A 25,257-nucleotide genomic window follows, 5' to 3' on the forward strand; every position below is an offset into this window, starting at 1 on the left:
ACGCGGGGACGGGCGCCGTCAGGACAGCGCTTTGACGGCGACGGAGGCGGCTTCCGCGATCAGTGCGTTGTCGTAGCCGGCCGCTTCCGTACCCCGATTCGACATGATCGCCATGACGATGGGTGCGGCGTGGGGCGGCCACACCACGGCGATGTCGTTGCGGACGCCGTAGTCGCCGCCTCCGCCGGTCTTGTCGCCGACCACCCAGCCTTCCGGCACTCCGGCCCTGATCAGCTCGGCTCCGGTGGTGTTGGTCCGCAGCCACGTCGTGAGCTGCGCGCGTTCGTCCTCGCCGAGGGCGTCCCCGAGCACGAAGGCCCGCAGGTCTCCGGCGAACGCGCGGGGCGTGGTGGTGTCCCGTGTCGCACCGGGTGCCCATTGGTTGAGCTCCGGTTCGCGGCGTTCCACGAGCGTCGTCGTGTCGCCCACCTCCCGCAGCGCGGCGGTCAGGCCCTTCGGCCCGCCGAGCGCGTCGAACAGGAGGTTCGCCGCGGTGTTGTCGCTGTAGCGGACGGCGGCGTCGCACAGGTCGCGCAGCGTCATCCCGGTCCCGACGTGCTTCTCGGTCACCGGCGAGTGGTCCACCAGGGCTTCCTTCGTGTACCTGATCACCTTCTCCGTCCCGCTCAGGGTGTACCTGCGCAGGACGGCAGCGGCGGCCAGCGCCTTGAACGTCGAGGCGTAGGCGAACCGTTCGGTGTCGTTGTGGACCACCTCCCGCCCGCTGCCGGTGTCGACGGCGTAGACCCCGAGCCGGGCGCCGTAGGCACGCTCAAGCCCCTTGAAGTCGCCCGTGTACGGAGCCGGGGGCGGGGGAGTCGTCGAAGCCCGGGTGGCGGCCGGGGCGCCGGGCCGCGGCCCGGCGTGGCCGCAGGCCGCGAGCGGGAGCACGGCCAGCGCGGCGACGACTCCGAGAGCGAGACGCCGCACGCGTACAGCCGCGCAGGGGTACCGCACGGCCACCCGGCCCTTGCGCGTCATTTGTTCGGGCCCCGAAAGAGGCCGAACGTCTTCGTGAGGGCCTTCAACGGCGAGGCGTCCGGCTTGGCAGCCGCGGGTGACGGAGTCCGGGCGGTGCTGTCGCCGCCGGTCGCCTCGGCGAGTGCGGCCAGCGCCGACTCGGCCGCCTCCCGGTACAGGTCGCAGGACGAGGTCATGGCTTCCAGCGCCTTCGCGTACCTGGTGACCATGGCCCGCGCGTGGACCAGCTCCTCGTCCGGGGTGAGCAGGTGCCAGCCCTGACGCAGCCGGGTCAGGGCCTGTTCGGCGTCGGCCGGCATCGGCTGCGGCAGCGCGGCGAACTCCTTGATCTTGTCGAGGAGTTCGGTCGGCTCCGTACCGTCCAGGAACACATTGCGTACCGTGAAACGCTGCGCGTCCTGGCCGGGCGCCTGCGGTGCGGTCGGCAGGACGACGGCGCCGCCACGCGGTATCCCCACACCCAGCTCACGCTTCAGCACGAAGTCGGCGGACAGCGCCTGCTCCGGCGTCGCCCGGTGCTCCACCACCCGGTGCCGCAGGCTCGGCGGCAGGAACGCCGTGATCGGCCGCCGCCCCAGGGTGTCCGGCGTCATCGCCTCGTGCACCAGGACGTGGACGAACCAGCTCTGCCGGGTGCAGTCCCGCAGCAGACGGCGCAGCTCGTCGTCGTCCTTCGGCAGGTGGTTCGTCGTCCGCAGGCGCACGCCCGGCACCTTGTCGTGGTCCCAGGCGACCTGATCACTGTCGGGCCAGAACACGGTGGCCGGTGAGGGCCAGTCCGCTTGCCACGCCCGCTCCGCCTCGGCGGCGAGGACCCAGGTGACACCCTCGCTCTCCATGCGCCGGGACTCGGGGTCGTAGGTGGTCAGCTGCGCACGCACCGTGATGCCGTCGGCCACCTGCCAGCGGGCCTCGAAGAGGCGGCGGGCCCCCGGGCCGGGGTCGGCGGACTCGTCCCGGGGGTACAGGTCGGTGGAGAGGGCCGCCTCGACGGGGTCGAGATCCAGGAAGTCGTCGATCACTCGGGCCGCCTTGAGAGCGATCAGGTTGCGCCGGACGTCCCGCTCGGGCTCGGCCCCGAGGTGACGCCCACGCCCGAGCCAGGTGGTGTCGGGGACGGTGGTCGATGAAGCGCTGTTCTTGGCCATGGAACCGTTCAGTCGGTGATGCGGGCCCGACCAGTATGGTCCGTGGCCCGGGCGAGGGAAGTGGTACCCCGTCCATGCCGTCGCGATTCCTCCGCCACTCCGCCCCACCGCCTCATTCGGCGGCGCGTTCCCGTACCGCCGCGAAGGGAACCAAGGGCCACGTGTTCGACAGCTTCATCGCCGCCTCCGTGACCGCCGGGTCCGACGATCCCTCGGCCACCCCCATGAGGTACGCGTGCGCCACCGACTCGTAGAGGCTCGTCGCCGCCCTCTGCCGTTGTCGGCTCGCGTCCGCCCGCAGCTCGGAGCCGTCGTTCACCGACTCCGCCGTCGCCCGTGCCCGCTGGGCGCGGACGGTGGCGGCCTCCCGCTCCCGCTGGAGGCGGCCGGTCTCCTCCACGTGGGAGCGGTAGGTGTCGAGGGCGGGGTGTTCGCGCAGCAGCCCGGTCAGGAGGCCGATGCCGCCGGACAGGACGAGGAGCGCCACGAACATCCAGGTCACGGTGGTCTGTTCGAGGTGAAGGCTGCCCAACAGGCTGGTCGGACGGTGCTCGCTGAGGTCCTGCACTCCGGGGACCGTCGAACCGGCGGGGCTGCTGCGGAACACCAGTTTGGTCCGCAGGTGTGCCAGGGCCCAGGTGGAGAAGCCCCACGCGCCGAGGAGCGCGAGGGCGGGCAGGTTCGCCCACTTCGACGCACCGGTGCCCGAGCTGCCGCGCAGGACCCGGCCCGCCAGGTGCGGGACGACGACCATGACGAGCGCCGCCGACACGGCGAGGGTGCCCGTCAGGGTGTCGGCCCCCTTGCTGCCGACGCCGTGGAAGGGCTGGAACGCCATCCAGTAGATCGGCACTTCCACCGCGGCGACGACGACGAGAAGGGCGACGACCATCCAGCCGGGCAGGCCCGGGCGGCTCTGGAGGCCGGGCCACCGGGCGATGTCCGTCTGCGCGGACGCGGCCGTATGCAGGTCCGGCAGCGCGAGCGGGTCGGATCCGGGGCCGGGTGCCGTGTCCGCGGCGGCGGGGACGGAGGTCTCTGGGTCCTCGTCCAGGTTCTGGTACTCCTCGTCATCCGCCGACGATTCCTCCGGCGTGGCGTCGGCCCGCCCCGCGGGGCGGGGCTTCGGCGTGCCGGCGCGGTCGTCCGCCGGCACGCCCCCGGCCCCGGGCGCCGGTCCGTCCCCAGCGCCGTGCCCGTCCTCCGGCCCGCGCTCGCCGTCCGCGCCGTGTCCGGGGCCACCGCCGCGCCCGTCCTCCGCCCGCCGACCGGCCGTGTCCTCGTCGCGCTCGTCGGCCGAGTCGTCGAACCGGTCCTGGAGCCGGCGGCCCTCGACCAGCTCCCGTACGCGGTCCCGGTACCGCTCCCACCGTACGGACCGGGCGGCGAGCTGGTCGAGCTGTTCGCGGTTGGTCAGCAGCCACCGCGCGTTCTCGGCGAGCTCCCGGTCCAGCCGCAGGACCTCCTGGTCCGCGTTGACGGCGGTCCCGCGCGCCAGTGCGCGCCGGACGCTCAGCCGGTGCTCCTCGCGCGCGTGCTCCTCGGCGATCCGGGCGTGCAGGAGGTCGCGCACGGAGGCCAGTTCCGCGAAGTAGGGGACGCGGTCGCCGCTGCCGAGGATCCACGGGTTCAGGTAGCGGCCCCTGGCGGCCTTGCGGCCGCGGCGGTTGGCCCGGTGGCGGAGGCGTACCTCGTGCCGGGTCTCCGTGGCGGACGGGACCCTGCGCTGCACGGTGAGGTCCTCGGCCTGCCGGATCCTGCCGCCCCCGCGGCCGGTCCCGCGCGGGAAGGGAACGCCGAACCGGGCCCTGCGGGGCGTCCGTCCGGGGTCAGCGCCGGTAGTCGTCGTGGACACGTGCCTTGCCCCTCTTCGTCAGGATCTCCGTCCAGAACGCGTCGAACGGCTCGAACTCGCTCGGCTTGGCCTTCCGGTTCATGCCGTAGCCGACCGGGAAGACGTCCATGCCGGTGATCGGCGGGACGCCCCGGGAGGCCATCAGCTTGTCGACGGATTTCGTGCGGGCCTCCGGGGTGGCTATGGACTTCGCGGTGAGCCCGAACTCCGGGTCGTACTGCTCGAAGTCGCTGACCACGAGCAGGGCCCTGCGCCCGTCTCCCGCGCCCAGGGTCTCCGCCGCCCGCGCGATGCCGCCGAGGACGTCGGAGCCGCCGTTGGTCTTCTGTGCGCAGGCCAGCATGGTGTGGGCGGCGAGCACGGCCTGGACCCGGGCCTCGTGGCGGATGGCCTCCACGTCGTCGGTGCTCTCCGTGGCCGGGTCGAGGTTCACGTCGTTGGCGTGGCACGGGGACGCCTTGGACGAGGAGGTGATCGGCGCGTACGCCAGCGAGCGGCAGTGCTGTTCCTTCATGAACGGCACGATCGTCGCGTCGAGTTTGGCCTTCGCGTCGAAGCCGTTGGCCGCCGATCCGGAGCCCGAGCCGTCGAGGACGACCGCGCACACGGCGTCCAGCTTCTCGGCCTGCCGGCTGGAGCAGCCGGTCGCGGCGAGCAGGAGGGCCGCCAGGGGCAGGGCTGCCGCCAGCGGCCGGACCCGGCGCCGGGCGCGCGGCGGGCGCGGGCGCGGGCGCGGGCGCGGGTGCGCCTGGTGGGACGTCATCGGGTTCCCCTCCCGGGGGCGTCGGTGGTGTCGTGGTGCGGCTGCGTGTCGAGGATCTGGAGCGCCCGCGCGACGGCGTGGGTGCGGTCCCGGGCCGCGACGGCCCCGGTGGGTACGGGGCCGGAGAACAGCCAGGTGTCGAGGTCTTCCCAGGTGGCGTCGAGCGTGACCCGGCCGGGCAGCCAGTGCTCGGGGCGCGCGGCGAAGGCCGGACGGGCGGGGAGGCCGGCCTCGGGGACCCGCCCCCGATGACGCGCCGCACCCGCCTCCTCGGCCCGCATCCGGTGGACCGTCAGCCAGACGGCGTCCCAGTAGCAGGCGAGCCGCTGGTTGGCCTCGTGGGTGAGCGCGACGGCCCGGGCCCGGCACACCTCGGCGTCGGCCCGCCAGGCCCCGATCCACTCCCCGTACCGCGCGAGGGCGGCCGGAAGGGGTGCGCCCCGCCTGTCGTACTGGGTCACCACGCGCACCGACTCGGCGTGCAGGCGGGCGATCGCCGCCCGCCGGTCCTTCAGCAGGCGGGAACGCAGCTGGCCCACGGCGCGCAGCGTGTCCGCCCGGGTCTCCATCACGAACGGGGTCACGAGGTCCGGGAGGTTCGGAAGGCCGGGAACGGCGGAGGGACCCGGCAGGTCCGGGGCGGCGTCGGGCTCCGGCGGGTGCGCGGGGAGCAGGGGACACAGGCCGGGGGCGTCCCGGCGGCCGCGCCGGCGGGCCCGGAGCGCGGCCACCCCGCCGAGCCGGGCCCGGCGGGCCGGACCTCTGATCTGGTCCGTGGTGATCATGACGACGGATTCCCCCTTCTCCGCTGCCCTCGTTCCGGATGGAGGGCTACGCGAAGGAAAGCAGAAAGGGGCCGTTCGTTCGAGACGCGTTCCGGGTTCCCACCGGCCCGCCCCGAATCCGTCCGGGAGCCGCCCGGAAAACGACCGGAAGATTCTCCGGAATTGTTTGCCGTGCGAGGCCGAATACGTTGATACTCGATTTCGGTCCAAGGGGGAGGGCGCGATGCGCATCAGGATCGGCGGGACGCATTTCCCGCTGGAGACACTCGGCCCCGGCCGGCGCCTCGGCGTGTGGTTCCAGGGCTGCCCGCTGGCCTGCGCCGGGTGCATGTCCCGGCACACCTGGGACGCCCAGGGTGGCCGGGAATCGTCGGTCGGGGAACTCCTCGGCCTGTGGCGGGCCGCGCTCGCCCAGGGCGCGGAGGGGCTGACGGTCAGCGGCGGGGAACCCCTCGAACAGGCCGCGGGACTGGCCGAGTTCTTGTCCGGAGCCGACGCGGCGCGCGACGAGGCGGGGCGTGAACCGCCCGCCGACATCCTCGTCTACACCGGGTACGAACAGGACGAGTGGGACCCGGAGCGGCTGCGGGCCCTGCGGCACGCGGACGCGGTGATCGCCGGCCGGTTCAGGGTCGCCCAGCCGACCGGGCTGGTGTGGCGGGGCTCGGCCAACCAGCGGCTGCTGCCGCGCACCGCGTTAGGCCGGGCCCGCTACGGACCCCACCTGCACCGGCGGACCACGGGGCCGTCGGTGCAGGTGGTGGTGGAACCCGCCGGTGAAGCCGTCGGGGCGTCGGTCGGAGGGCCCGTCGCGGGGCCGGCCGGGGAGCCCGCGGGCGAGCCCGCCGGGACGCCCGTACGGTCACCGGCCGCTCGCCTCCTCGGCGTACCGGCCCGAGGGGAACTCGCATTCTACGAAAGGTGGTTGGGGGACCGTGGGCTGCGACTCAGGGAGCGGAGCTGGCGCCCGTGAGCAGCGGGGCGAGTGCGGGATCGCGGGTCACGAAGTGCACCGCCCAGCCCGGGTGGCGGCCCAGCTCCTCCTGGACGGCCCAACTCAACCAGCGGGCGGCCTTCACGGGGGTGAGGCCGCCCTGCCCGGAGCCGAGCAGCGGGAAGCACAGGGACCTCAGGGGCGGGTCGTAGGCGTTCCGTTCGGCCTCGGCCAGGGCGAAGACCGCAGCGACGGCGTCGACGAGCGTCTCGGGGTCGGTCCGGTACACACCGCCGTCGTCGACCGGCCGGACGACGGCCGCGTGGTAGACGCGGCGCACGCCCCGCCCGGCGAGGGCGCCCGCCGAGGTCGGGGCGACCGTGCCGGGCCGTACGGGCAGGCCGGTGCGGCCGTGCGACCGCATCCACGCGGCGAGTTCCCTGGCGAGCACGTCGTCGGTGATCTCGCCGACCTCGTTGCGCAGGGCCGCGGCCCTGCGCAGGGCGCCGGAGACGGTGGGCCGGAAGGTCTTCGACATCTCCATGTGCGTGTTCTCCGACGACACCAGGATGTCGATGTCCCGGAGCAGTTCCAGGGAGGAGAAGTGCACGGTGACCCGGTGTGGGGCGGCCGGTGCCGGCCCGGATCCGCCCGCCCGTCGCGGCGGGTCGGGGACCGGATCGGGCGCCGGGTCGGGCACCGCGCGCCGAGGCTCGGTCCCGCCGCCCGCGGTGCCGGACCGGGTCCGTCCCGAGGCGGCGTCCCGGGCCAACGCCAGGGCGGCTGCGGCGAGTTCCGCGATCACCTGCTGCTCCTGGCCTCGGCGGAACCGCTCGGGCGTGACGCCGTAGACGGCGGCGGCCGCTTTGCGGCGTTCCGGGGCCGGTGCTCCGCGCCGGCCGGGCAGCAGGCCGAAGGTGTGCGCGGCGGCCCGGGCGAGCGGGTCGACCGTCCGGTCGTCCGCCAACTCGCCTATGGAAAGGGCCTCGTCGGCATCACCCTGGGGTCGGGCGAGCCGCTGTACGGCCGCTTCGAGAAGGGCCTCGATTCCGGAGGCCTCGTCCGTGCCGGCCGGCGTGTGTCCGGTGGCCCGGGCGACCCGGTCCAGGGCCCGGGGGCGCAGACTCCGGAGCGTGGCGAGGCCGGGGCGGCGCAGCGCGGCCAGTTCCTCGGCCAGGGCGGCGTGGGGCGGCAGTCCGGGGCCGCCCGGAGCGGAGCGCCCTTCCGGCTCCGAGGGGGGATTCTGCGGGCTCATGGCGGTCACCATAATCCCGGCCGCCGGATTCCGTGGCGGGTGCCAGGAGAACTGGCCGGAATGATCTTCTTCCGTTCTGCGGTCCCTTTCCCGGGAAAAGGATGTCCGTGTGTGATACGCATCGGGTGGCCAGGGTGAATGCTCCCGAAAGTTCCCCGATTTTGCGCGTGTTCCCGTCCGGTGAAAGGCGGAGACCATGACGACCGTGCCGCCGACGGAATGGGACCCCGAGGGATTCACCGGCCGTGCCGATTCCCGTCCCGCGGAGACCCGCAGCCCGCGTGACGGCCTCCCCGTCCCGCTCGGCGGGCGCTTCGACCTCACCGAGGTCCTCTCCGAGGCCGCGAGCCCCACGCAGGCGGTCGTCCTGCGGGTCAAGGACCGCGAGGCCCGGCACGACGACGCCGCCCTGCCCCTGGTCCTCAAGTGGTACCACCGCGCCTACGCGCCCGACGCGGAGGCGAGCCGGGTCCTCACCGGGGAACTCGGGCACGTCGTGCGCGTCCTGGAGCGAGGGACCGCCGCCGGGCACCCGTACGAACTGATGCCGTCGTACGGCGAGACCACCCTGGCCCACTACCGCGACCGGCACCCCGGTCCGCTCCGCCCGGAGCTCGTCCACGCCGTCGTGGCCCAGCTGCACGAGGCGCTGACCGCCCTGCACGACGAGGAACTGGTCCACCGGGACGTCGCCCCCGACAACATCGTCCTGAGCACGCAGAACGAGGACCGCCTCGACCTGGTCCTCATCGACCACGGCGCGGCCGTCCACCTCGGCCGGGACGAGGACTCCCCGAGGCTCCGGGACTGGCTGGGCAAACCCCACTACCTCGCCCCCGAGGCCGCCATCCACCAGCAGAGCGTCACCCCCGCCGTCGACTGGTGGTCCCTCGGGATGGTCGCCGCCGAACTCGCCGGCGGGCAGCACCCCATCGACTACCTCAGCAAGGAGGAGACGCTCCGGGAGATCGCCACGCACGACCCCGACCTCTCACGCGTCACCGACGCCCGCCTGCGGATGCTCTGCGAGGGGCTGCTGACCCGCGCACCCGAACACCGCTGGGGCACCGAGCAGGTGGACCGCTGGCTCTCGGGCGGCTCCCCGCCGGTCGCACCGCGCACCGTCGGCGGACACGCGCCGCCACCGCCCGCCGTGGAACCCTTCGCCTTCCAGGGCCGCGACTTCACCAGCACCGAGCTGCTGGCCAGACAGTTCGACACCCAGTGGCAGACCGCCGGACGGCTGCTGTCCCGGCGCCGCGGACGCGAGCGACTCGCCGCCTGGCTGGGCCAGTTCACCGACGCGCCGGGCCGCACCGACGAGGACGCCGCCGAACTGGCGGAGCTGCGCGAACGCCTCACCACCCCCCTGGACCCCCCGGCCATGCTGAGCCTGCTCAACTGGATGGGGCCCGAGCGGCTCGCCTCCTGGCACGGCGCCGAGCTGGACCCGTACCACCTGGCGGAACTGACACGGGCGGCCGAGGACGGCGACCACCCCGCCAGGGAGCTGGTGATCGCCCTGACACGCCACGAACTGCTGCCCCTGCTCGCCGCCCGCCCCGGCGGAGAGGGCCTCGACGCCGTCCAGAGCCGCTGGCAGAGCCACCGGGCCGGCTGGGACGCGGCGGTCGCCGACCTGCTCGTACGGGGCGGCCCCGCCGCCCGCGGCGAAGCCACCCGACGGCTCCGCCACACCGTCGAACTCGACGCGCGGCTGCTGCGCCTCGCCCAGGAACCCGAGCGCACCCGGAACCACCTGCTGGCCGCCGGAACCTGGAACGCGGCCGACGGCACGGAGCCGCCCTGGTACCGCGCGCTCCGCGCCGACGAGGACAACCCGCTGCGGCTCCTCGCGGCCGCCCTGCTCCTCGGCGTCGCCCGGAACGAGGCGGCGGAGCAGCGGGCCACGGAATGGGAACGGGAGTGGGAGCGGCAGCTCGCCAGGGAGACCGGAGCGCGCTTCGAGGTGCTGCGCCGCCTCGACCGGCAGCCCACCCTGGGCTGGGCCCTGCTCGGCGCGACCCTGGTCACCGCGCCCTGGACCTTCCTCATCGGCCTCGCCGACCTGATCGACCGCGCCGACCAGCGCCAGGTCGTGCTCGCCTGGATGCTCGCGCTGCCCGCGGCGACCGTCGTCTACGCCCTGGAGCTGTGGATCGCCCTCGCCCTCGGCGCACTCGTCTACCACCCGGCCCGGTCCCTCGCCGGGCTGCTGATCCCCGCCGCCGAACGGCCCTTCGGCGCCGCCCGTTCCCGGGGCCGGATCGGGATCGCGGTGGCCGCCGCCTGCCTGGCCGCCCTCGGCGCGCTGGGCGTCTGGGCCGTCGTCATGGCGCCCTGGGCCTGGCCCGCCGCGACCGTCCTGGGCCTCGCCGGGTGGACCGTCCACCGGTGGCTGGCGTGGCGGCGGATCGCCCGGGAAGCCCGCCTGGACCCGGCGGCCCGGCCCACGGACCGGAACCGGTCGGGCCCCACGCCGCCCCGGCCCGTCGCACCGCGGGGGCCCGCACCCTCCAGGAGGAACACATGAGCCAGGGCCTGGTCTTCCCCTCGATCGCCGAGATCGTCCCCACGGTCGGCTACCCGGCCTCCGCCACGCCCGGGACCGTCGACTTCGCCTCGCTCACCGACGCCGGGCAGAGCGCCGGCCACGCGGTCGACGGCCTCGGCCAGGGATTCGGACACGCGGCGGACGGCCTCGGCCAAGGCGTCGGACACGCCGTCGACGGCCTCGGGCAGGGCGTCGGTCATGCCGTCGACGGCGCCCAGGCGGCGGCCTCGCACGCCCTCGACGCGGCCGGTCACGCCCTCCAGGAACTCCTGGAGCCCGCCGCCGTCGCCCTCGGCGCCCTCAGCGGGGCGCTCCTCGTCTGCCGGGCCGCCATGGCCGGCACCCGGGTCCTCGCGGCGGCGGCGGGCCGGGCCGCCGAGGAGCAGCGCTGCCTCGAACGCGTCCAACGCGCCGCGACGGCCGCCACCGCCCAGTGGGAGGCCGCCGCCTTCGCGGCCGTACGGGCCAACGCCCGCCGCGCCGCGCTCCTGACCCGCGTACGCCGGGCCGCCGTCCACACCGCGCCGGACACACCCCCGCCCCCACCGCCCGACCTGCCGCCCCCGCTCACCTGCGTCGGCACCCGGCTGGACGTCCTGCGCCGCGAACTCGCCGTACTGGAGGAGGCCCTGACCACGGCGGAGGCCGCCCAGGACCGGTGGACGCTCGCGCAGACGCTGCACCTCACCGGCGGCCCGGAGGACGAGGCGTGGCGGCGCCGCACACAGGAGCGCCGCGAGGCCCTCGTACAGGCCCTCCAGGACCCGTCGACGGCGGATACGGCGGCCCTCCCTCAGGCACCGGCGGTCGAAGGGCTCGGCCGGGAACGGGCCGAGGAATCGGGCGCCGAACTCCTCGCCCGGCTGGCACCCGGGGCGGACGGCAAGGACGCCGAACTGGCGGTCGCCGCCGTGCGGCTCGCCGTCGCCTGCGCGGACGACCGGCCGGCCAAGGCCCGTAACCACCTCCGGGAGGCACGCCAGTTCGTCAGGGACGCCAACCGGGCCGTACGGTCCCGGCTCGCCGCACGGGAGAAGGCCGCCGTCCAGCTCGACTGCCTCCTCACCCAGGCACCACCCGGCGAACCCCCGCTCGCCCCGGCCGGCGAGGAGATCGCGATCCTGCGCGCCGCCCTGGAGAAGGGCCGCGCGCCGACCCCCGAGGAACAGCGCGCGGTGGACCAGCGGATCCGGGAGCGGACCGCCGACCTGGAGTGCCGCTACACCACGGAGCTCATCGGCCTCGCCGTCGCCCGGCTCGCCGACCCGGACGCCGCCCGCCTGCCGACGGCCCGGGGAGGCACGGCGGCGGACGGCGACGGCACGGCGGGCGCGGCCTCCGACGGGTCCGACGGGCCGCTGTGCTTCGACCTGACCCCGGCCGGGTGGTGGCCCGACCACTGGCTGCGCATCACCGTGCGCGACGACGCCACCGAGATGGTCACCATGCACACGGAGCGCCCCGGGCCGTCCGGCGCCGTACAACAGGCGCTGGACGCCCGCCGCTGCCACGAGGCCCGCGGCCACCTGGACGAGCTGCGCGAAGCCGGGCGCCGCTGGGGCATCGACCTCCCGGTGACCTTCCGGGAGAGCGGCGCGGCCGTGCCCGGAGTCCGGGGCGGCGACGGGGCGATCGTGCTCGACCTCGCCGACGCCCGGGAGCGGACGGAACCGGACACCGCGGCACGCGACGACCGCCGCACGAGCGAACAGCCCAAGGCGCGCCACGTCGACGACGACCGGAGGACCACGGGACGATGAGCGTCCACGACCTGACCAAGACACCCCGGGACGCCTCGGACCACGACGGTCCGGTCCCGCGCCGGGAGACGGCGCGGGACCGGCGGGTCCCGCTGTTCGTCGAGGAGCTCACCGGCACGCTCAGCGTCCACGCGCAGTACGTCCTCCACGGCAACGTCGACGACCTCCACCTGGTACGGCCCCGCGGCACCGACAGCCACCACGGGCTGGTCACCGTCCTGTGGAACTCGCTGCGCGCGCAGGGCTACCGGGCGCTCGTCCGGTACGACCAGATCGACGGCTTCCGCGTGGCCGGGCCCCGGTCCGGCCCCGACCTCGACATGGTCCGGCACCTGCTGGCGGAGAGCGGCCCCACCGCGCTCCCCAGGATCGGCCGCTCCGCACGCACCTCTCCGCTCCTGGAGGTCGTACCGCAGTTCCAGGAGCTGGTACGGGGGTGGGCGCAGCGGCGGGCGGCCGGCACGGCCACGCAGGAGGCGGGTCCGCTGCGGGTGGCCCTGCTCGTCGACCACGCCGGGCGGCTGCCGACCGACCCGGGGCGACTCAGCGAGGCCGAACGGGACTTCTTCCTCGCCTGCCTGAAACTGGCCGGCTCCGCCGAGCCGCTCGCCCCGGACCCTGCCGCCACCCTCGCGATGCCCGAACACCCCACCCCGCCCGCGCTGTTCAACCCCGTCATCTGGCTCACCCCGGGCGAACGCGACCTGCCGTCGTGGTTCGTCTCCGGGAGCAACCGGATCCGCAGGATCGCCGTCCCCGAGCCCGACGCCGACGAACGGCGCCGCATGGCACGGCTCCTGGAGCGCGAACACGCCGCGGAGTCGGGCCGGCCGCGCCGCGCGGACGTGCGCGGAGCGGAGAGCGGGGCCGGGGTTGGGACTGGGATGGGGACTGGGGTTGGGACCGGGGCTGGGGCTGGGGGTGGCGCCGGGATCGGGATCGGGATCGGGATCGGGATCGGGAGCGGGAGCGCGGAGGGAAGCGTCCTCGCGGACGACTTCGCGCGGGCCGCGCAGGGCATGAACCTGCGCGCCATGCGGGAGAGCGTCACCCTGGCGGTGGCACGCGGGATGCCGTTCGCGGCGATGCCCGACGCCGTGCGCGTCTACCGGCTCGGAGTGGAGAAGAACCCGTGGCGCCGGGAGGAGATCCGGCAGCGGATCAAGGAGGGCGAGGAACGGATACCGGCCCGGGTCCTCGGCCAGGACGCGGCCGTCGGGATGACCCTCGCCATCCTGAAACGCGCCGCGCTCGGCCTCTCCGGCGCGCAGGCGAGCACCCCGGGCCACCGGCCGCGCGGCACGCTGTTCTTCGCCGGGCCGACCGGCACCGGGAAGACCGAACTCGCCAAGGCGGTCGCCTCGGTGCTGTTCGACAGCGACCAGGCGTACCTGCGCTTCGACATGAGCGAGTTCTCCGCGCCGCACTCCGCCGACCGGCTCGTCGGCGCGCCACCCGGGTACGTCGGCTTCGAGGCCGGGGGAGAACTGACCACGGCGGTACGGGCCAACCCGTTCCGGGTGATCCTCTTCGACGAGATCGACAAGGCGGACAAGGGCGTCCTGGACAAGTTCCTCCAGGTCCTCGAAGACGGGCGCCTCACCGACGGGCAGGGCGTCACCACGTACTTCAGCGAATGCGTCCTGATCTTCACCTCGAACCTCGGCGTACAGCGCACGGACCCGGTGACCGAGGAACGCGAATGGATCGTCGAACCCGGAACGCCCTACCGGGAGCTGGCGCACCAGGTGAAACGCAACGTGAAGCACCACTTCGAGGCGGTCGTGGGACGGCCCGAACTGATGAACCGCATCGGCGGCAACGTCGTGGTCTTCGGGTTCATCACGGAGGAGACGGCCGCCCGGATCCTGGACCTCCAGATCGGCAACATCCGGCGCCAGCTCGCCGCCGAGCACCAGCTCCGGCTGGAGCTGTCCCGAGGGGCCCGGGCCCAACTGGCGACGTACTGCACCCGGGACCTGTGGAACGGTGGCCGGGGCATCGGGATGGTCCTGGAGACCCACCTGCTCAACCCGCTGGCCGGCGCGCTGTTCGACCGCCCCGGGACCGGCCCGGGGGAGACCGTCCTGGTGCACGGGGTCCACGAGACCGAGGACGGGCACGTGGAGATCGACGTGGAGATCGATGGGGAGACCGACGTCGAGACGCTGCCGGGGGAGCGATGAGCGCGGTGGAGGGCGTCGACTGGGAGGACCTGGACGGGAATGGGGACGGGGACGGGGGATGGGAGGACCTGGACGCGGGGGAGCGGTCTGACTCTCTGGGGGCGGTGGCCGCCGCACCGGTGCCGGTCGCGCCGGTGTCCGTGGCGCCGGGGCCGCCGGCGGCCCCGGCTCGGCTGCGGTTCGAGGAGGTCGCGCTGACGGTGACGGTCCTCCCCGGCACCGTGGCCGGCCTCGGCCGCGACCCGGAGTGGGCGCCGGCCACCGCCGCCGCGCTCGCCGCGTACCCCACCGTCTCGCGACGCCACGCGAGCATCGCGGTGGCACCGGACGGCACCGCCACCGTCACCGAGGAACCGTCGACCGCCGCCAACGGCACGCGTCTCGCGGGCATCGACCTGGTGGCCGGACGGCCCTACCCGGTCACCGACGGCGACCGCCTGCAACTCGGGGCGCGGATCGGCTGCGTGATCACCTTGGGGCGTGGTCGGGGGCGACCGGAGACGGCCGAGGGCTGACCGGGCGGAGTCGGTGGACCGCCCGTGGGCGGTCCACCGGGGACGGTCCACCAGAGGCGCTCCGACCCTGGGGCCGGTCCCTGGGCCGGACCGCGCCGGTTCAGGCCAGGTCGTCCGGGACCGAGATCCGGGCGCGCAGCGGCTCCAGGAGGGCGTTCACCTCGCGGACGTCGACCGGGTCGTCGAGGCGCAGGGTCGCCTCGGTTTCGGGACGCAGCCATTTCCCTTCGCAGCGGTCGCCGAACAACTGGAGGGCGGGGCGGGGACGGCAGCGCTTGGACTGCCACAGCAGTCCCTTCGGTTCGGGGCAGTGCTCGCGGATCAGCCGCGCCCAGTAGCGGGTCTTCGGATAGTCCGCCTCCTCGCAGTCCACCAGCCAGCCGTCCTGCCAGACCGCGGCCAGCCCCTCGGCCGTCGTGAGGTCGACGAGCTTGAGCTCCTCGGTGGTGCGCAGGACGGACAGGCGGTAGCGGGAGGCCTGCGCCCAGGGCACCAGCCGGGTCCCGGTCGCGTCGTCGAAGTCGATCGACCGCAGCAGGACCTCGGAGAGCGCGGTCACCGGGTCGAGGGCCGCGTAGAGGTAGGAGTAGGGGTCCTTCTCGGTGGCGTCGAAGCGGCTTCCCCGGAAGAACTCGTGGGCGAGCCGGGGATTGAACTCCTGCGCCCCGTACTCGTGCAGGTGCAGCCGCCACAGGCGGGTGCCGGCGTCCAGTGTGTGGACGACGGGCAGCATCGGGGCGCCGGTGGGCGGGATCTGGCCTGGCATCAGAGGTCGCCCTCCACCAGTTCGCGTGCGGCCAGGGTCAGTTGCGCGTCGGGGACGGAGCCGAGGAGGTCCGCCGGTACGCCGCCGAGCCAACGGTTGCCGCCCAGCCACCAGCCGGCGGCACCCCACGGGTCGCGGTCCGCCATCAGCAGCCGGTTGATCACGCCGACCACGGGAAGCGGCCGGTCCGTGCCCGCCTCGAACTGGAACAGCGGGTAGCGGTCGCCGAGTTCGGGATGACGCAGCCGGATGAGTCCGGGGTCGCCGGTGGCCGCCCCGATGTCGGCGGCCGGCCGGGAGGGCGCGGCGAGGAGCCGCGCGCGGACCGGGTCCAGCGGCGGCGGGCCGTGCAGGGAGCCGAGGAGCGCGAGGAGCGGCTGCCGGTCGAGCACCGGGGCGTCGGCGGTGCCGGCGAAGCGGACGCCTTCCCGCAGGGCCCGGGTCACCGGGTGCTCGTCGGGAAGGCCCCGCAGGACCCGCCGCAGACCGCGCAGGGCCGCCTGCACGGCCTGCGGTTCGGTGCTGTCGGCCAGCTTCCGCAGGGCCGTCGCCAGTTCCTCGCGGGCGGCCGGGTCGAGCTCTGCGAGGGTCCGCGGCCAGTGGTCGCGGAGCAGGGCCACGAACTCGTCGGGGGTCATGCGGCCGGCTCTCCTTCCCGGTGGGGGTGCCCGGTGGCGGGCGGGGACGTGCCGTCGGTACGGGGCGCGGGGTTGCCCTGGTGGATGAAGGCGCCCCAGTAGGCGGGCCCGGTCGATTCGGGCCGGGCGGCGGTGCGTCGCAGCGGCGGGGTCAGGCCGGGCACCTCGGGCCGGAGCGCGGCGGGGGCCAGCATCCAGCGTTGCGCGGCGCGCAGGGCGTCGGGCGGCGCCAGGCCGGCGGCCACGTGGTGGTGGAAGACGGTCATCAGGACGGCCGAGGCGTCGTCGCTGACCTTCCAGCGCGAGCCGACGGCGTCCGCCGCGAGCGCGTGCACGAAGGCGGTGGTCACCGTGAGCGCCTCGTCGTGGTCGTGGGTGCTCAGGTCGGTCTCGCAGGCGCTGAGGACGACCAGCGGCCGGCCCGCGCCGTCCGGTCCTGAGCGCGTGTCGAGGAGCCGGGTCACCGACAGGCGCCCGGCCGCGGGCTCCGCGCCCGCGGGGCGGCCCAGTTCGAGCACGGACGAGCCGGGGTCGGACCCCGCCGTGCCGTGGCAGACCAGGTGGACGACGGCGACCGGCCGCGCCCCGGGGGCCTGGGCGCCGAGCAGCCCCAGCACCTGCGCCGGTGTGCCCGCGGGCGGCGGCGACGCGAACGCGCGGGTGTCGTACTCGCCGTAGAGCGCCGCCTGTGGGTAGTAGGCGTCGTGGACGGCGAGGATCTCGTCCTCGGCCATGTCCAGATCGGCCGGTACGCAGACCAGCGCCTGCCCCTGGGCGAGCGGCAGCCGCCGGGCGCGTACCGCCCGCAGGAACTCCCGTCCGGAGGCGGCGTACGTGAGCACGGCGGGCTCGCAGGCCCGTACCGTCGCGGGCGCCCCGGCGGCCTGCCACCGCTCGGGCACGGGGAGCCGGGCCGCCTGCCACGGCACGACGCCCAGGTTCCCGCAGGCGATGACGGCCAGCCGTACCGGCGGGGTGGTGGACGCCGCACCGTCGAGCAGCCCGGCCTCGGCCAGGCCCCGCTCCCACAGGCCGAGCGCGTCCAGGAGGGGGCTCATGACGCCCTCGCCCGCCCAGTCGCACAGGGCGTCGAGCGCGGCCTCCCACCGTTCGGCGCCGCGCCGGGCGGTGAAACGGCCGGCGGTGGCCTCCAGATAGGCGGCGACCGGCGCACGACCCGCCCCGGACAGGGCCGGCAGCGGCAGCGTCCAGGGGTCCCGGCCCGGAGCCACGACCAGGGCCCACCCCTCGTCCGCCGCCTCGCCCGGCAGCAGGTAGACCAGGGCCTCGGCGCCCGACCGGGCGACCGCGTCCCGCAGTACGGCGGCCTCGGGCACCCGGCCGTCCCGGCCGTCGCTCTGTCCGCGCAGGCGTGCCAGTACCTCGCGGCGCAGTCCGCTGGGCAGGAGCCGTGTGTCCGACCCGCCGTCGAGCAGCGTCGCAAGCAGCCGCTCCGGGTCCTGCGCCGGAGCGGTGACCGTGCCGTCCGGCCGGGCTTCCCGCCACTGCCGGGCCAGTTCCTCCTCGCCGAGTTCCACGAGCCGTTCCGGCACGGTGGCGGAGACGGCCGCGGCCCCGAGCACCAGGGCCCGCCCGGCCTCCAGACACGAGACCGCCTCGTCGGGACGCCCGGCCCGGACGGCCCACGCCGCGGCCCGCAGCCCCCGGGCGGCGCCGCCACGGGCGACGTCCAGACCGTGCTGGACGCCCTCCTGGAGCAGCACGTCGTCGACGGTGGCCCGCAGCGAGGCGCGGGCGTCGGCGACGGCGCGGTCGAGGTCGGGCCCCGCGCCGCTCCCCGCCCGGGCGGCGTACGCCTCCGCGAGATCCCAGTGCAGCGCGGCGGCCACCTGGGCGGTGCCGCCGTCCAGTTCGGCGCGGGCGCGCTCGAGCTCGTCGATGATGTCGTCGAGGACCGCCGGATCCCGGTCCGCACCCCCCTGGAGGGACAGCGCCAAGGCGATGCCCATCCGGGTACGGATCCGCTGGTCGGCGACGACGGGGTTGCCGTCGAGGGAGGCCCTGGCCCGCCCCACCGCCTCGGCGACCCGCTCCGGGGCCGGGTCCAGATAGGAGGTGAGGGCCAGCAGCGGCGCCGCGAGAGCATCCATGAGCCCCCGCGCGAACGGCACGGTCTCCGCCGCCTCGTAGGCCTGGTCCAAGTAGTGACCCGCGCGACGCAGGGGCTCGACGTCGGAGGTGGCCCGCGCGAGGGCGAGATGGCCGTAGCAGAGCAGGAACAGCGGCATGAACCGCCGGACGTCCGCCCCGCCGGGGTCCTCGGTCTCGTCGGTCTCGTCGGTCTCGTCGAGTTCGTCGAGTTCGTCGAGGACCTGCCCCATCAGCTCGTCGAGGGCCTGCGCGTCCTCCGCGTCGGCGGCCTGGTTCAGGCGCCCCATCAGCAGCAGGCTGCGGTTGGTCCGCAGCAGGTCGTCGGCGCCGGGCCGGTCCCCGTAGGGCTGGGGCGCCGGCTGCTGCCCGTCCCCGGGCGCGAGGATGGTCTCCAGCAGCTTCCCCGCCATGTCGAGATCGAGGTGGCTGCCGCCGGTCTGGGCGACTCCGGCGAGCAGCCCGGGCAGCACCCCGCGCACGAGCCCGCCGATGTCGTCGTCACGGCCGTCCTGGGCGGATTCGGCCCGCAACAGGCCGAGTGCCGCCTCGATCTGACCGGCGTCGCCCGTACCCACGCCGAGCATCGCGCGGACCATGGCGAGCATCGGGCCGGGGATCCGGTTGTCCGCGAGCGGGCCGGGAGTCCCGGCGGCGTCGAGGAGGGAGGTCATCTGCTCGACGGAGACGGCGCCGGGCTCGGCGGCCGTGGTGAGGATCCCGAGCAGCGTCCCGAGGCCCTGCTGTTCGTCCCTCGTGGGGAGGCGCATCGCTTCCGGCGTCAGCCCTTCCGCCGTGGGCGGCAGCATGTTCCGCAGCAGCCCCACCAGCGGAGCGACGGGCCCCAGCAGACGCTTGTCGAGACTGTCCGCCTGACGCAGGAGGGCGTGCAGAGCCGCCGGGTCGTCGGAGAAGAGAGCGGCTTGGAGCTCTGTCTGGAAGGCGAGGAAGTCCGCCGCGCCCTGGGGCAGTCCGTCGGGTGTGGCGGCGCCGATCTCGTGGACGAGCCGCTCGATCTCGGGGGCGGCCTCGATGACGCCGAGTCCGCCGTTCGCCTGGGGGACGGAGGCGTCGATGATGGACTGCACCATGTCCATCCCGAGCGGCCGGCGCTCGGTGAACGGGCCCGCGAGCAGCACGAGCAGGTTCCGTGCCGCCTCGGTGTGCCTCCCGACGTCGAGCAGGCGCCCTTCCCGTGCCCGGCGCAGCAGGTGGATGGCCTCGGCGCGGTCCGCCTCCTCGCGGCGGTCGACCCAGCGGGTGCCGATGAGCGCGCCGAGGCGTTCGAGGCACGCGGCGAGCAGCACCGGCTCGCCCGGAACACCGTCACCCACCTCCCGTATCAACAGGCGGAACTCCGCCACGAGCGCGTCGCGTTCACCCTCCGACGGCGCCGCCGCAGGAGGCTCCTGCCCGATCGGGAGCACCTTCGCCCCCGCGGCACGCCGCACCAAGTCGGCCACCCGGCTTCCGATGTCACCGCCGGAGGACTCCACCGCTTCGCCTTCGATCCCCAACACCCCTCCTCAGCAAGCCGATACGGCCCATCATGGCCCGCTCGTCCGAGGCGCGGCACGTGCTCGCGCGAGTCAGCGGAAACCGTCCGGCGATCGACCGGATCATGGCCGGAAGAGCCCGGCCGATCGGCGGGACGCGTGACACGATCGAGTACGAAGGCCCCCGCGTGCGGCCCAGGGCCACCGGCGCGGGGGCGATCGAGTTCGAAGGCCCCGCGCGAGGCCCAGGGCCCGCCGGCGCGGGGGTCGGCCCGCGTCCCGACCCCCTCCTCCCCTCACGCTTCGGAAGGTGACCGCCCTTGCCCCGGCTTCCCTACCTTGAGGTCACCGCCGCCTCCTACGCCGACGCGTACACCGCCGGGCTCCAGGTGACGGACACCCGGGACGGTGCGGTGCTCAGCGGCTCGTGCCCCCGCTGCGCCTGCCCGTTCGACTTCACGTACACCCGCCGAGTCTTCCGGTATCCGCGCCCGGGCGGCCGCTACGCGCCGGCCGTCACCGTGCCGGTCCTGTGCGTGTGCGAGACCCCGCACGAGGGGCGCCCGGCCGACGAGGAGGGCTGCGGCGCGTACTGGAACGTCGTCCTGGAGCGGACGTCGTGACGCCGTGGCGGGCCCGCTCCGGTCCGGCCGGGACACCCGCCGACCTGAGGGCCGCACGCGGCGGCCGACGGCTGCTCCGCGAGGAGCTGCCCCGGGTCCGTGAGACGGCGCTGGCCTGGCGCAACGGCCTGGGCGCGCTGCTCCTCGGGCTGATCGGCTTCGGGCTGCTGAAGGGGCGCACGGACGTGGGGGCGCTCGCCGCACCCTACGGCGCGCTGGTCGGCGCCCTGTTGCTGTGCGCGCTGCTCAGCGGGGCGACGGGCGGGATGCTGCTGCTGCGCGCCGCGCACGGGCGTCCGGCGGCCTCGACGGTGCCCGACCCGGCACCCGGCAGCCTGCCCGCCGGTCCGGTGACCTCCGGGCACGAGGAGGCGCTGCGCGCGGCACGGGCGCTGACCCGGGGGGTGGTGGCCACGCTCGGCTGCGCGGCGCTGCTCACGGCCGCCGTCGCCCTGACCTGGTACGGCCCGGCCGGCGAGGGCCCACGCCTGACCGTCACCACGCCGTCCGGCACCTTCTGCGGGGAGCCGCTCCGCACGACCGGCGGCCGCCTCGCCCTGCGGACCTCCACGGGCGAACTGAGCATCGACCTGTCGACCACCCTCTCCCTCCGCCCGACCCCCTCCTGCGCCCCGCCGGGCGGTCCGTGAACACCGGGGCACCGACGGCTCGCGGGCGGAGGGAGCCGGCCCGGATCTGCCCGGCCTCACCGCCGATGCCGGTCGGGCCGGGCCGTCGTACACGCGGTCGCGGCCTCAGGCAAGGCCCCGCCGAGAAGCCTCCGCCCGAGGGCAAGCCTCCTTGTGTGCAGGGGGTGTGAACAGATCCACTAGACGGGCGCGGCGATGCGTGCAAGGGGGGTTTCATGTGCCCCGAGTCGTGTGGACGTGGTGACGAGGCAGAGAGGTCCGATGGAGCTGTTAGGGGATGCGGACCGGCCGGTGACCGGTCCGTACCGGCTGGTGGCCGAGCTGGGGCGTGGCGGGATGGGGCGGGTGCTGCTCGGCGCCACCCCGGATGGGCGCCTGGCCGCGGTCAAGGTGATGCGCTCGGAGTTCGTGGAGGACGACGGGTTCCGTGTGCGCTTCCGCCGCGAGGTGGGGGCGTCTCGCCGGGTGTCCGGCGTGTATACGGCCGCCGTGGTCGACGCGGACGCGGACGCGCCGCTTCCGTGGCTGGCATCGGTGTTCGTGCCCGGGCCGACACTGCGTGAGGTCGTGGAAACCACCGCACCTTTACCGACGGAGGGAGTGGTACGCCTGGCCGCAGGCCTCGCCGCAGCGCTGACCGAGATCCATCGGGCGGGTCTCGTCCACCGTGACCTCAAGCCGTCCAACGTACTGCTCGCAGCCGACGGGCCCCGGGTCATCGACTTCGGGATCGCCCGCGCCACCGACAGCGAGGGCGGTACCGAGATCACCGGCACGGGCCGGCTGGTCGGCTCCCCGCCCTTCATGTCCCCGGAACAGGCCGAGGGCCGTGAACTCACCCCGGCCAGCGACGTGTTCTCGCTCGGCGCGGTACTGGTCCACGCGTGTACCGGGCGGTCCCCGTTCGCCGGTCCGTCCACGCCGCAGACGCTCTACAACGTCGTGCACGCCGCACCCGACCTCGCGCGACTCCCGGACCGGATGCGCGGCCATGTCGCGCGCTGCCTGGCCAAGGACCCGTCCCGGCGCCCCGCTCCCGACGAGATCCTGGAACTCCTCGGCAGGATCCCCCCGTCCGCGCGGCCCTGGCCCGACGCCGTGCACGCCCTCATCGACGCGCAGCATGCCGAGATCGCCCGGGTCCTCGCCCTGTCCCAGGACCTTGGCGTGCCCGTGGAGTCCCGGACCACGCCGGCAGCGGGCGGATCCCCGGACCGGCCCGAAGACCCGCCACCGGCCCCACGGCGTCCCGACCTCCTGCCCGGCTCCGCTACCGCGGAACTGCCGACCCAGACCGCTGCCCCGGCTGCCCGGACGGCCCCGCCGTCCGGCGCCTCGACGGCTCGGGCAGCCGACGGGCAGTCGGACCGTCCAGGGCGTCGGGTCCCGAGCCGTCGCGCGCTCCTGCTCGGCGCGCTCGGCGCCGGTGCGGCTGTCGCCGTCCCGCTCACCGTGGACCGGCTCTCGGGCCCCTGGGCCGCGGGGAGGTCCGGGGCGGACCCGTCGCCGAGCACCTCACCGCCACCGACCGCGAGCACCAGCCCGTCGCAGAGCGAGTCCCCCACCGGCCCTGAGCAGACCTCCCGCTTCGTCCTGTCCGAGAAGTGGCCGACATGGCTGACCGTGGCGCGGTTCAGCCGGGACGGGAAGCTCATCGCCGTCGGTGACAGGGACGGAGGCATCGTGCTCCGGCACAGCCCCACCCTGGAGATCGCGGCTGTCCTCAGCGGTCCCGGCGACACGGGAATCGACAACATCACCGGCGATCTGGCGTTCAGCCCGGACGGCAGGCTCCTTGCCAGCGTCGACGCATACGCGTCCATCACCCTGTGGGACGTCGTAGCCCGCAAGAAGACCGGAACGCTCCAGGGCGACGCGAGCCAGAAGAGAACCCCCACCGTGAACTGCCTGTTGTTCAGCCCGGACGGAAGAACGCTTGCGTTCAGCGCGAACCGTACGATCACGCTGTGGCGTGTCGCCTCTCGTGAGCGGACGGCCATTCTGGCCGCGCCCCCGGACGCCGACGCGGAATACCCTGCCGCGGAACACGTGGAGAGCGTGGGCTTCACCCGGGACGGCCGCACCCTCGTCTTCTCCACCGGAGTCGGGAAACTCCGCTATTGGGACATCCGGAAGGGAAAGGTCACCGCCATGCTCCGGGGGCCCGATTCCGATATCGCGGTCAGCCCGGACGGCCACGTCCTCGCAGCTGCGGGGGTGGGGGAGGTCAAGCTCTGGCACGCAGAAAGCCGGACGGAGATCGAGACCCTGTCACTCCCGGGGAGGACCGTCTGCGCCGTGGCGTTCAGCCCGGACGGCACGTCCCTGGCCGCCGTCGCGCATGGCGGCGAGGTGGAGGTGTGGTCCACCAGCACCTGGAATCCCGTCCGCAGGTTCGACCCGGAACGGGTAGAGGGGGCGACGGAGTCCCTGAAGGGAGCCAGGAGGGACTGGACCACTCCGGATTCCCTCTCTTTCAGTCCCGATGGCGCCTACCTGGCCGAACCTCTGGACGACCGTCTGGTCCTGTGGAAGCTCACCAGTCGGACGTAGGCGACGCGATGGTCAGAAGCCCACGTACTGGTAGCGCCGCAGGAGGGATCCGGCGGCTTGTTCGGTCGTGCCGAGTGCTTCGGCGACCCGGGGTACCGCGCCCTCCCTCGCGCCCGTGATGAAGCGGGTGGCCATGAGGCCGAAGGAGGCGAGGTCCGTCTCCAGTTCGCCGACGGCCCTCAACACGGTGAGCGGATGGGCGTCGACGAGCTCGTCCAGGCGCTCGTGCAGCCGCTTCAGCAACTCGGCGACGTCCTGCGGCAGGGGTACCGAGCGGGACACGACTTCGTCCAGGTGGGCTTCCCAGTCCTCCCGCGGCCCGGATACGTCGTAGGCGGCGAGGTCGCCGCGGTCGACCTTCGCCCAGTCGATGGGGAACTCGCGCCCGCCGCGCCATCCGCACGCACACCTTCCCCGCATCGCGGTGGCCGTCGGCCTGCGCAGCTCGCCCGTGTACACCCACCAGTCCGTCGACTCGTGGAAGTACGTGCCGCCGCCCATGTCGAAGGAGACCGGCCCGGGCTCACTGCCGTCCGCGAGCAGCACCCCGACCGCGCCCTCGTGCGAATCGAAACGCTCACGCTTCCAGCTCATCCGGAATCCCTCCTCATGGGCCCAGGTCAGTTGTCGACGAACGTGAGGCTGGTCGCGTCGTACCGCGTGCCCGCCACCTGCTCGGGCGGCGCGGCGGCCTCGATGGCGGCGAGGTCGTCGGGGGACAGTTCGACAGCGAGGGACGCGAGGTTCTCCTCCAGGTAGCGCCGGCGCCGGGTGCCGGGGATCGGCACCACGTCGTCGCCGCGATGCTGCACCCACGCCAGGGCCAGCTGACCGGTGGTGACCCCCTTCGCCTCGGCCAGCTCGTTCAGCTTCGCGACGATCGCGAGGTTCCGTTCCAGGTTGCCGTCGGCGAACCGCGGCTGGCCGCGCCGTACATCGGTCTCGGCCATCGCCTCGACCGAGGCGTACCGGCCCGTCAGGAAACCCCGCCCGAGCGGGGAGAACGGAACCAGGCCGATGCCGAGTTCGCGGCAGACCGGGGCGATCGTCGCCTCAAGGTCACGGGTCCACAGCGACCACTCGCTCTGCAGCGCGGCGATCGGGTGCACGGCGTGCGCCTGACGGATCGTCTGCGCGCCGGCTTCGGACAGCCCGAGGTGCCGGACCTTCCCGGCCCGCACGAGTTCGGCCATCGCGCCGACGGTCTCCTCGATCGGCACCCGCGGATCGACCCGGTGCTGGTAATAGAGGTCGATGTGGTCGACCCCGAGCCGCCGCAGCGACGCCTCGCACGCCTGCCGTACGTAGGCGGCGTCGCCGCGGACCAGGGTGGGCTCGCCCAGGCGGTTGGCGAAGCCGAACTTCGTGGCCAGCACGACCTGGTCGCGGCGCCCGGCGACGGCCCGCCCGATCAGCTCCTCGTTGTGCCCCGCACCGTAGAAGTCGGCGGTGTCCAGGAGGGTCACCCCGAGGTCGAGAGCGCGGTGCAGGGTCGCGATGGACTGCGCGTCGTCCGTGGCACCGTAGCCGTGACTCATGCCCATGCACCCCAGGCCCTGCGCGGACACCGCAAGGCTGCCGAGGTGCCGGGTGGGAAGGTCGGTCATGCTGTTGCCTCCTGAGCTCGGAATCATGCTCAGAACGCTAGGTATTGGAGCGCACTCCAAGTCAACCCGGTCGGATCAG

Annotated in this window: 19 protein-coding genes; 8 read left to right on the forward strand and 11 right to left on the reverse strand. The window is 74.5% G+C overall.

Annotation, left to right across the window (positions count from 1 at the left end):
• Positions 1-18: 18 nt before the first annotated feature.
• The 5 genes from bla to ACZ3ZE_RS27210 form a co-directional block, all read right to left on the reverse strand.
• Positions 19-981 (reverse strand): class A beta-lactamase, encoded by a 963-nt coding sequence (gene bla / locus ACZ3ZE_RS27190; protein ID WP_467261057.1) that lies wholly within the window; start codon positions 979-981, stop codon positions 19-21.
• On the reverse strand, positions 978-2,129 hold the full coding sequence (locus ACZ3ZE_RS27195) for a hypothetical protein (protein ID WP_467261059.1): 1,152 nt from the start codon (positions 2,127-2,129) through the stop codon (positions 978-980). Before ACZ3ZE_RS27195 ends, bla begins: the two co-directional genes overlap by 4 nt.
• A 112-nt stretch (positions 2,130-2,241) precedes the next feature.
• On the reverse strand, positions 2,242-3,861 hold the full coding sequence (locus ACZ3ZE_RS27200; RefSeq protein WP_363291989.1) for a hypothetical protein: 1,620 nt from the start codon (positions 3,859-3,861) through the stop codon (positions 2,242-2,244).
• A 97-nt stretch (positions 3,862-3,958) separates the two neighbouring features.
• Positions 3,959-4,747 carry a hypothetical protein gene (locus ACZ3ZE_RS27205; protein ID WP_467261060.1) on the reverse strand — a complete coding sequence of 263 codons (789 nt, stop codon included), beginning with the start codon at positions 4,745-4,747 and terminating at the stop codon, positions 3,959-3,961.
• The gene (locus ACZ3ZE_RS27210; RefSeq protein ID WP_363291987.1) at positions 4,744-5,532 is read right to left on the reverse strand and encodes a hypothetical protein; all 789 of its coding nucleotides are present in this window, start codon (positions 5,530-5,532) and stop codon (positions 4,744-4,746) included. Before ACZ3ZE_RS27210 ends, ACZ3ZE_RS27205 begins: the two co-directional genes overlap by 4 nt.
• A 223-nt stretch (positions 5,533-5,755) precedes the next feature.
• On the opposite strand from ACZ3ZE_RS27210, the gene ACZ3ZE_RS27215 reads away from it, so the two are divergent.
• Positions 5,756-6,505, forward strand: a complete 750-nt coding sequence (locus tag ACZ3ZE_RS27215; RefSeq protein WP_467261062.1) for a 4Fe-4S single cluster domain-containing protein — start codon at positions 5,756-5,758, stop codon at positions 6,503-6,505.
• On the opposite strand, the gene ACZ3ZE_RS27220 is transcribed toward ACZ3ZE_RS27215, so the two are convergent.
• Positions 6,480-7,721: a macro domain-containing protein gene (locus ACZ3ZE_RS27220; protein WP_467261064.1), complete on the reverse strand. Its 1,242-nt coding sequence runs from the start codon at positions 7,719-7,721 to the stop codon at positions 6,480-6,482. The genes ACZ3ZE_RS27215 and ACZ3ZE_RS27220 overlap by 26 nt on opposite strands.
• A gap of 196 nt (positions 7,722-7,917) precedes the next feature.
• Here ACZ3ZE_RS27220 and ACZ3ZE_RS27225 point away from each other — a divergent pair, with 196 nt between their 5' ends.
• From ACZ3ZE_RS27225 to ACZ3ZE_RS27240, 4 genes are read left to right on the forward strand one after another with little or no spacing between them, the layout of a single operon-like run.
• Positions 7,918-10,254: a serine/threonine protein kinase gene (locus ACZ3ZE_RS27225; protein ID WP_467261066.1), complete on the forward strand. Its 2,337-nt coding sequence runs from the start codon at positions 7,918-7,920 to the stop codon at positions 10,252-10,254.
• Positions 10,251-12,035, forward strand: a complete 1,785-nt coding sequence (locus ACZ3ZE_RS27230; RefSeq protein WP_467261067.1) for a hypothetical protein — start codon at positions 10,251-10,253, stop codon at positions 12,033-12,035. The genes ACZ3ZE_RS27225 and ACZ3ZE_RS27230 overlap by 4 nt, the downstream gene beginning before the upstream one ends.
• Complete coding sequence (locus ACZ3ZE_RS27235) at positions 12,032-14,221, forward strand: AAA family ATPase (RefSeq protein WP_467261069.1); 2,190 nt, start codon at positions 12,032-12,034, stop codon at positions 14,219-14,221. Before ACZ3ZE_RS27230 ends, ACZ3ZE_RS27235 begins: the two co-directional genes overlap by 4 nt.
• The gene (locus tag ACZ3ZE_RS27240) at positions 14,218-14,736 is read left to right on the forward strand and encodes an FHA domain-containing protein (protein ID WP_361627322.1); all 519 of its coding nucleotides are present in this window, start codon (positions 14,218-14,220) and stop codon (positions 14,734-14,736) included. Before ACZ3ZE_RS27235 ends, ACZ3ZE_RS27240 begins: the two co-directional genes overlap by 4 nt.
• Positions 14,737-14,836: 100 nt before the next feature.
• Here ACZ3ZE_RS27240 and ACZ3ZE_RS27245 read toward each other — a convergent pair whose 3' ends face one another.
• From ACZ3ZE_RS27245 to ACZ3ZE_RS27255, 3 genes are read right to left on the reverse strand one after another with little or no spacing between them, the layout of a single operon-like run.
• The gene (locus ACZ3ZE_RS27245; RefSeq protein WP_361177238.1) at positions 14,837-15,502 is read right to left on the reverse strand and encodes an RES family NAD+ phosphorylase; all 666 of its coding nucleotides are present in this window, start codon (positions 15,500-15,502) and stop codon (positions 14,837-14,839) included.
• Complete coding sequence (locus tag ACZ3ZE_RS27250) at positions 15,502-16,140, reverse strand: hypothetical protein (protein WP_467261071.1); 639 nt, start codon at positions 16,138-16,140, stop codon at positions 15,502-15,504. The genes ACZ3ZE_RS27245 and ACZ3ZE_RS27250 overlap by 1 nt, the downstream gene beginning before the upstream one ends.
• Positions 16,137-19,766: a CHAT domain-containing protein gene (locus ACZ3ZE_RS27255; RefSeq protein WP_467261073.1), complete on the reverse strand. Its 3,630-nt coding sequence runs from the start codon at positions 19,764-19,766 to the stop codon at positions 16,137-16,139. The genes ACZ3ZE_RS27250 and ACZ3ZE_RS27255 overlap by 4 nt, the downstream gene beginning before the upstream one ends.
• Before the next feature lie 299 nt (positions 19,767-20,065).
• Here ACZ3ZE_RS27255 and ACZ3ZE_RS27260 point away from each other — a divergent pair, with 299 nt between their 5' ends.
• The 3 genes from ACZ3ZE_RS27260 to ACZ3ZE_RS27270 all read left to right on the forward strand — a co-directional run bounded on the left by ACZ3ZE_RS27260 (position 20,066) and on the right by ACZ3ZE_RS27270 (position 23,571).
• A complete protein-coding gene (locus tag ACZ3ZE_RS27260; RefSeq protein ID WP_361627335.1) occupies positions 20,066-20,368 on the forward strand; it encodes a hypothetical protein in 303 nt (100 codons plus the stop codon).
• A complete protein-coding gene (locus ACZ3ZE_RS27265) occupies positions 20,365-21,018 on the forward strand; it encodes a hypothetical protein (RefSeq protein WP_361177245.1) in 654 nt (217 codons plus the stop codon). The genes ACZ3ZE_RS27260 and ACZ3ZE_RS27265 overlap by 4 nt, the downstream gene beginning before the upstream one ends.
• A 291-nt stretch (positions 21,019-21,309) precedes the next feature.
• Positions 21,310-23,571, forward strand: coding sequence for a WD40 repeat domain-containing serine/threonine protein kinase (locus ACZ3ZE_RS27270; RefSeq protein WP_467261075.1), 2,262 nt, complete (start codon positions 21,310-21,312; stop codon positions 23,569-23,571).
• 12 nt (positions 23,572-23,583) lie between these two features.
• On the opposite strand, the gene ACZ3ZE_RS27275 is transcribed toward ACZ3ZE_RS27270, so the two are convergent.
• The gene (locus ACZ3ZE_RS27275; protein ID WP_467261077.1) at positions 23,584-24,165 is read right to left on the reverse strand and encodes a hypothetical protein; all 582 of its coding nucleotides are present in this window, start codon (positions 24,163-24,165) and stop codon (positions 23,584-23,586) included.
• 26 nt (positions 24,166-24,191) lie between these two features.
• The gene (locus ACZ3ZE_RS27280; protein ID WP_361177251.1) at positions 24,192-25,178 is read right to left on the reverse strand and encodes an aldo/keto reductase; all 987 of its coding nucleotides are present in this window, start codon (positions 25,176-25,178) and stop codon (positions 24,192-24,194) included.
• Positions 25,179-25,257 lie beyond the last annotated feature (79 nt).

The organism is Streptomyces sp. NPDC023157 (assembly GCF_055560575.1).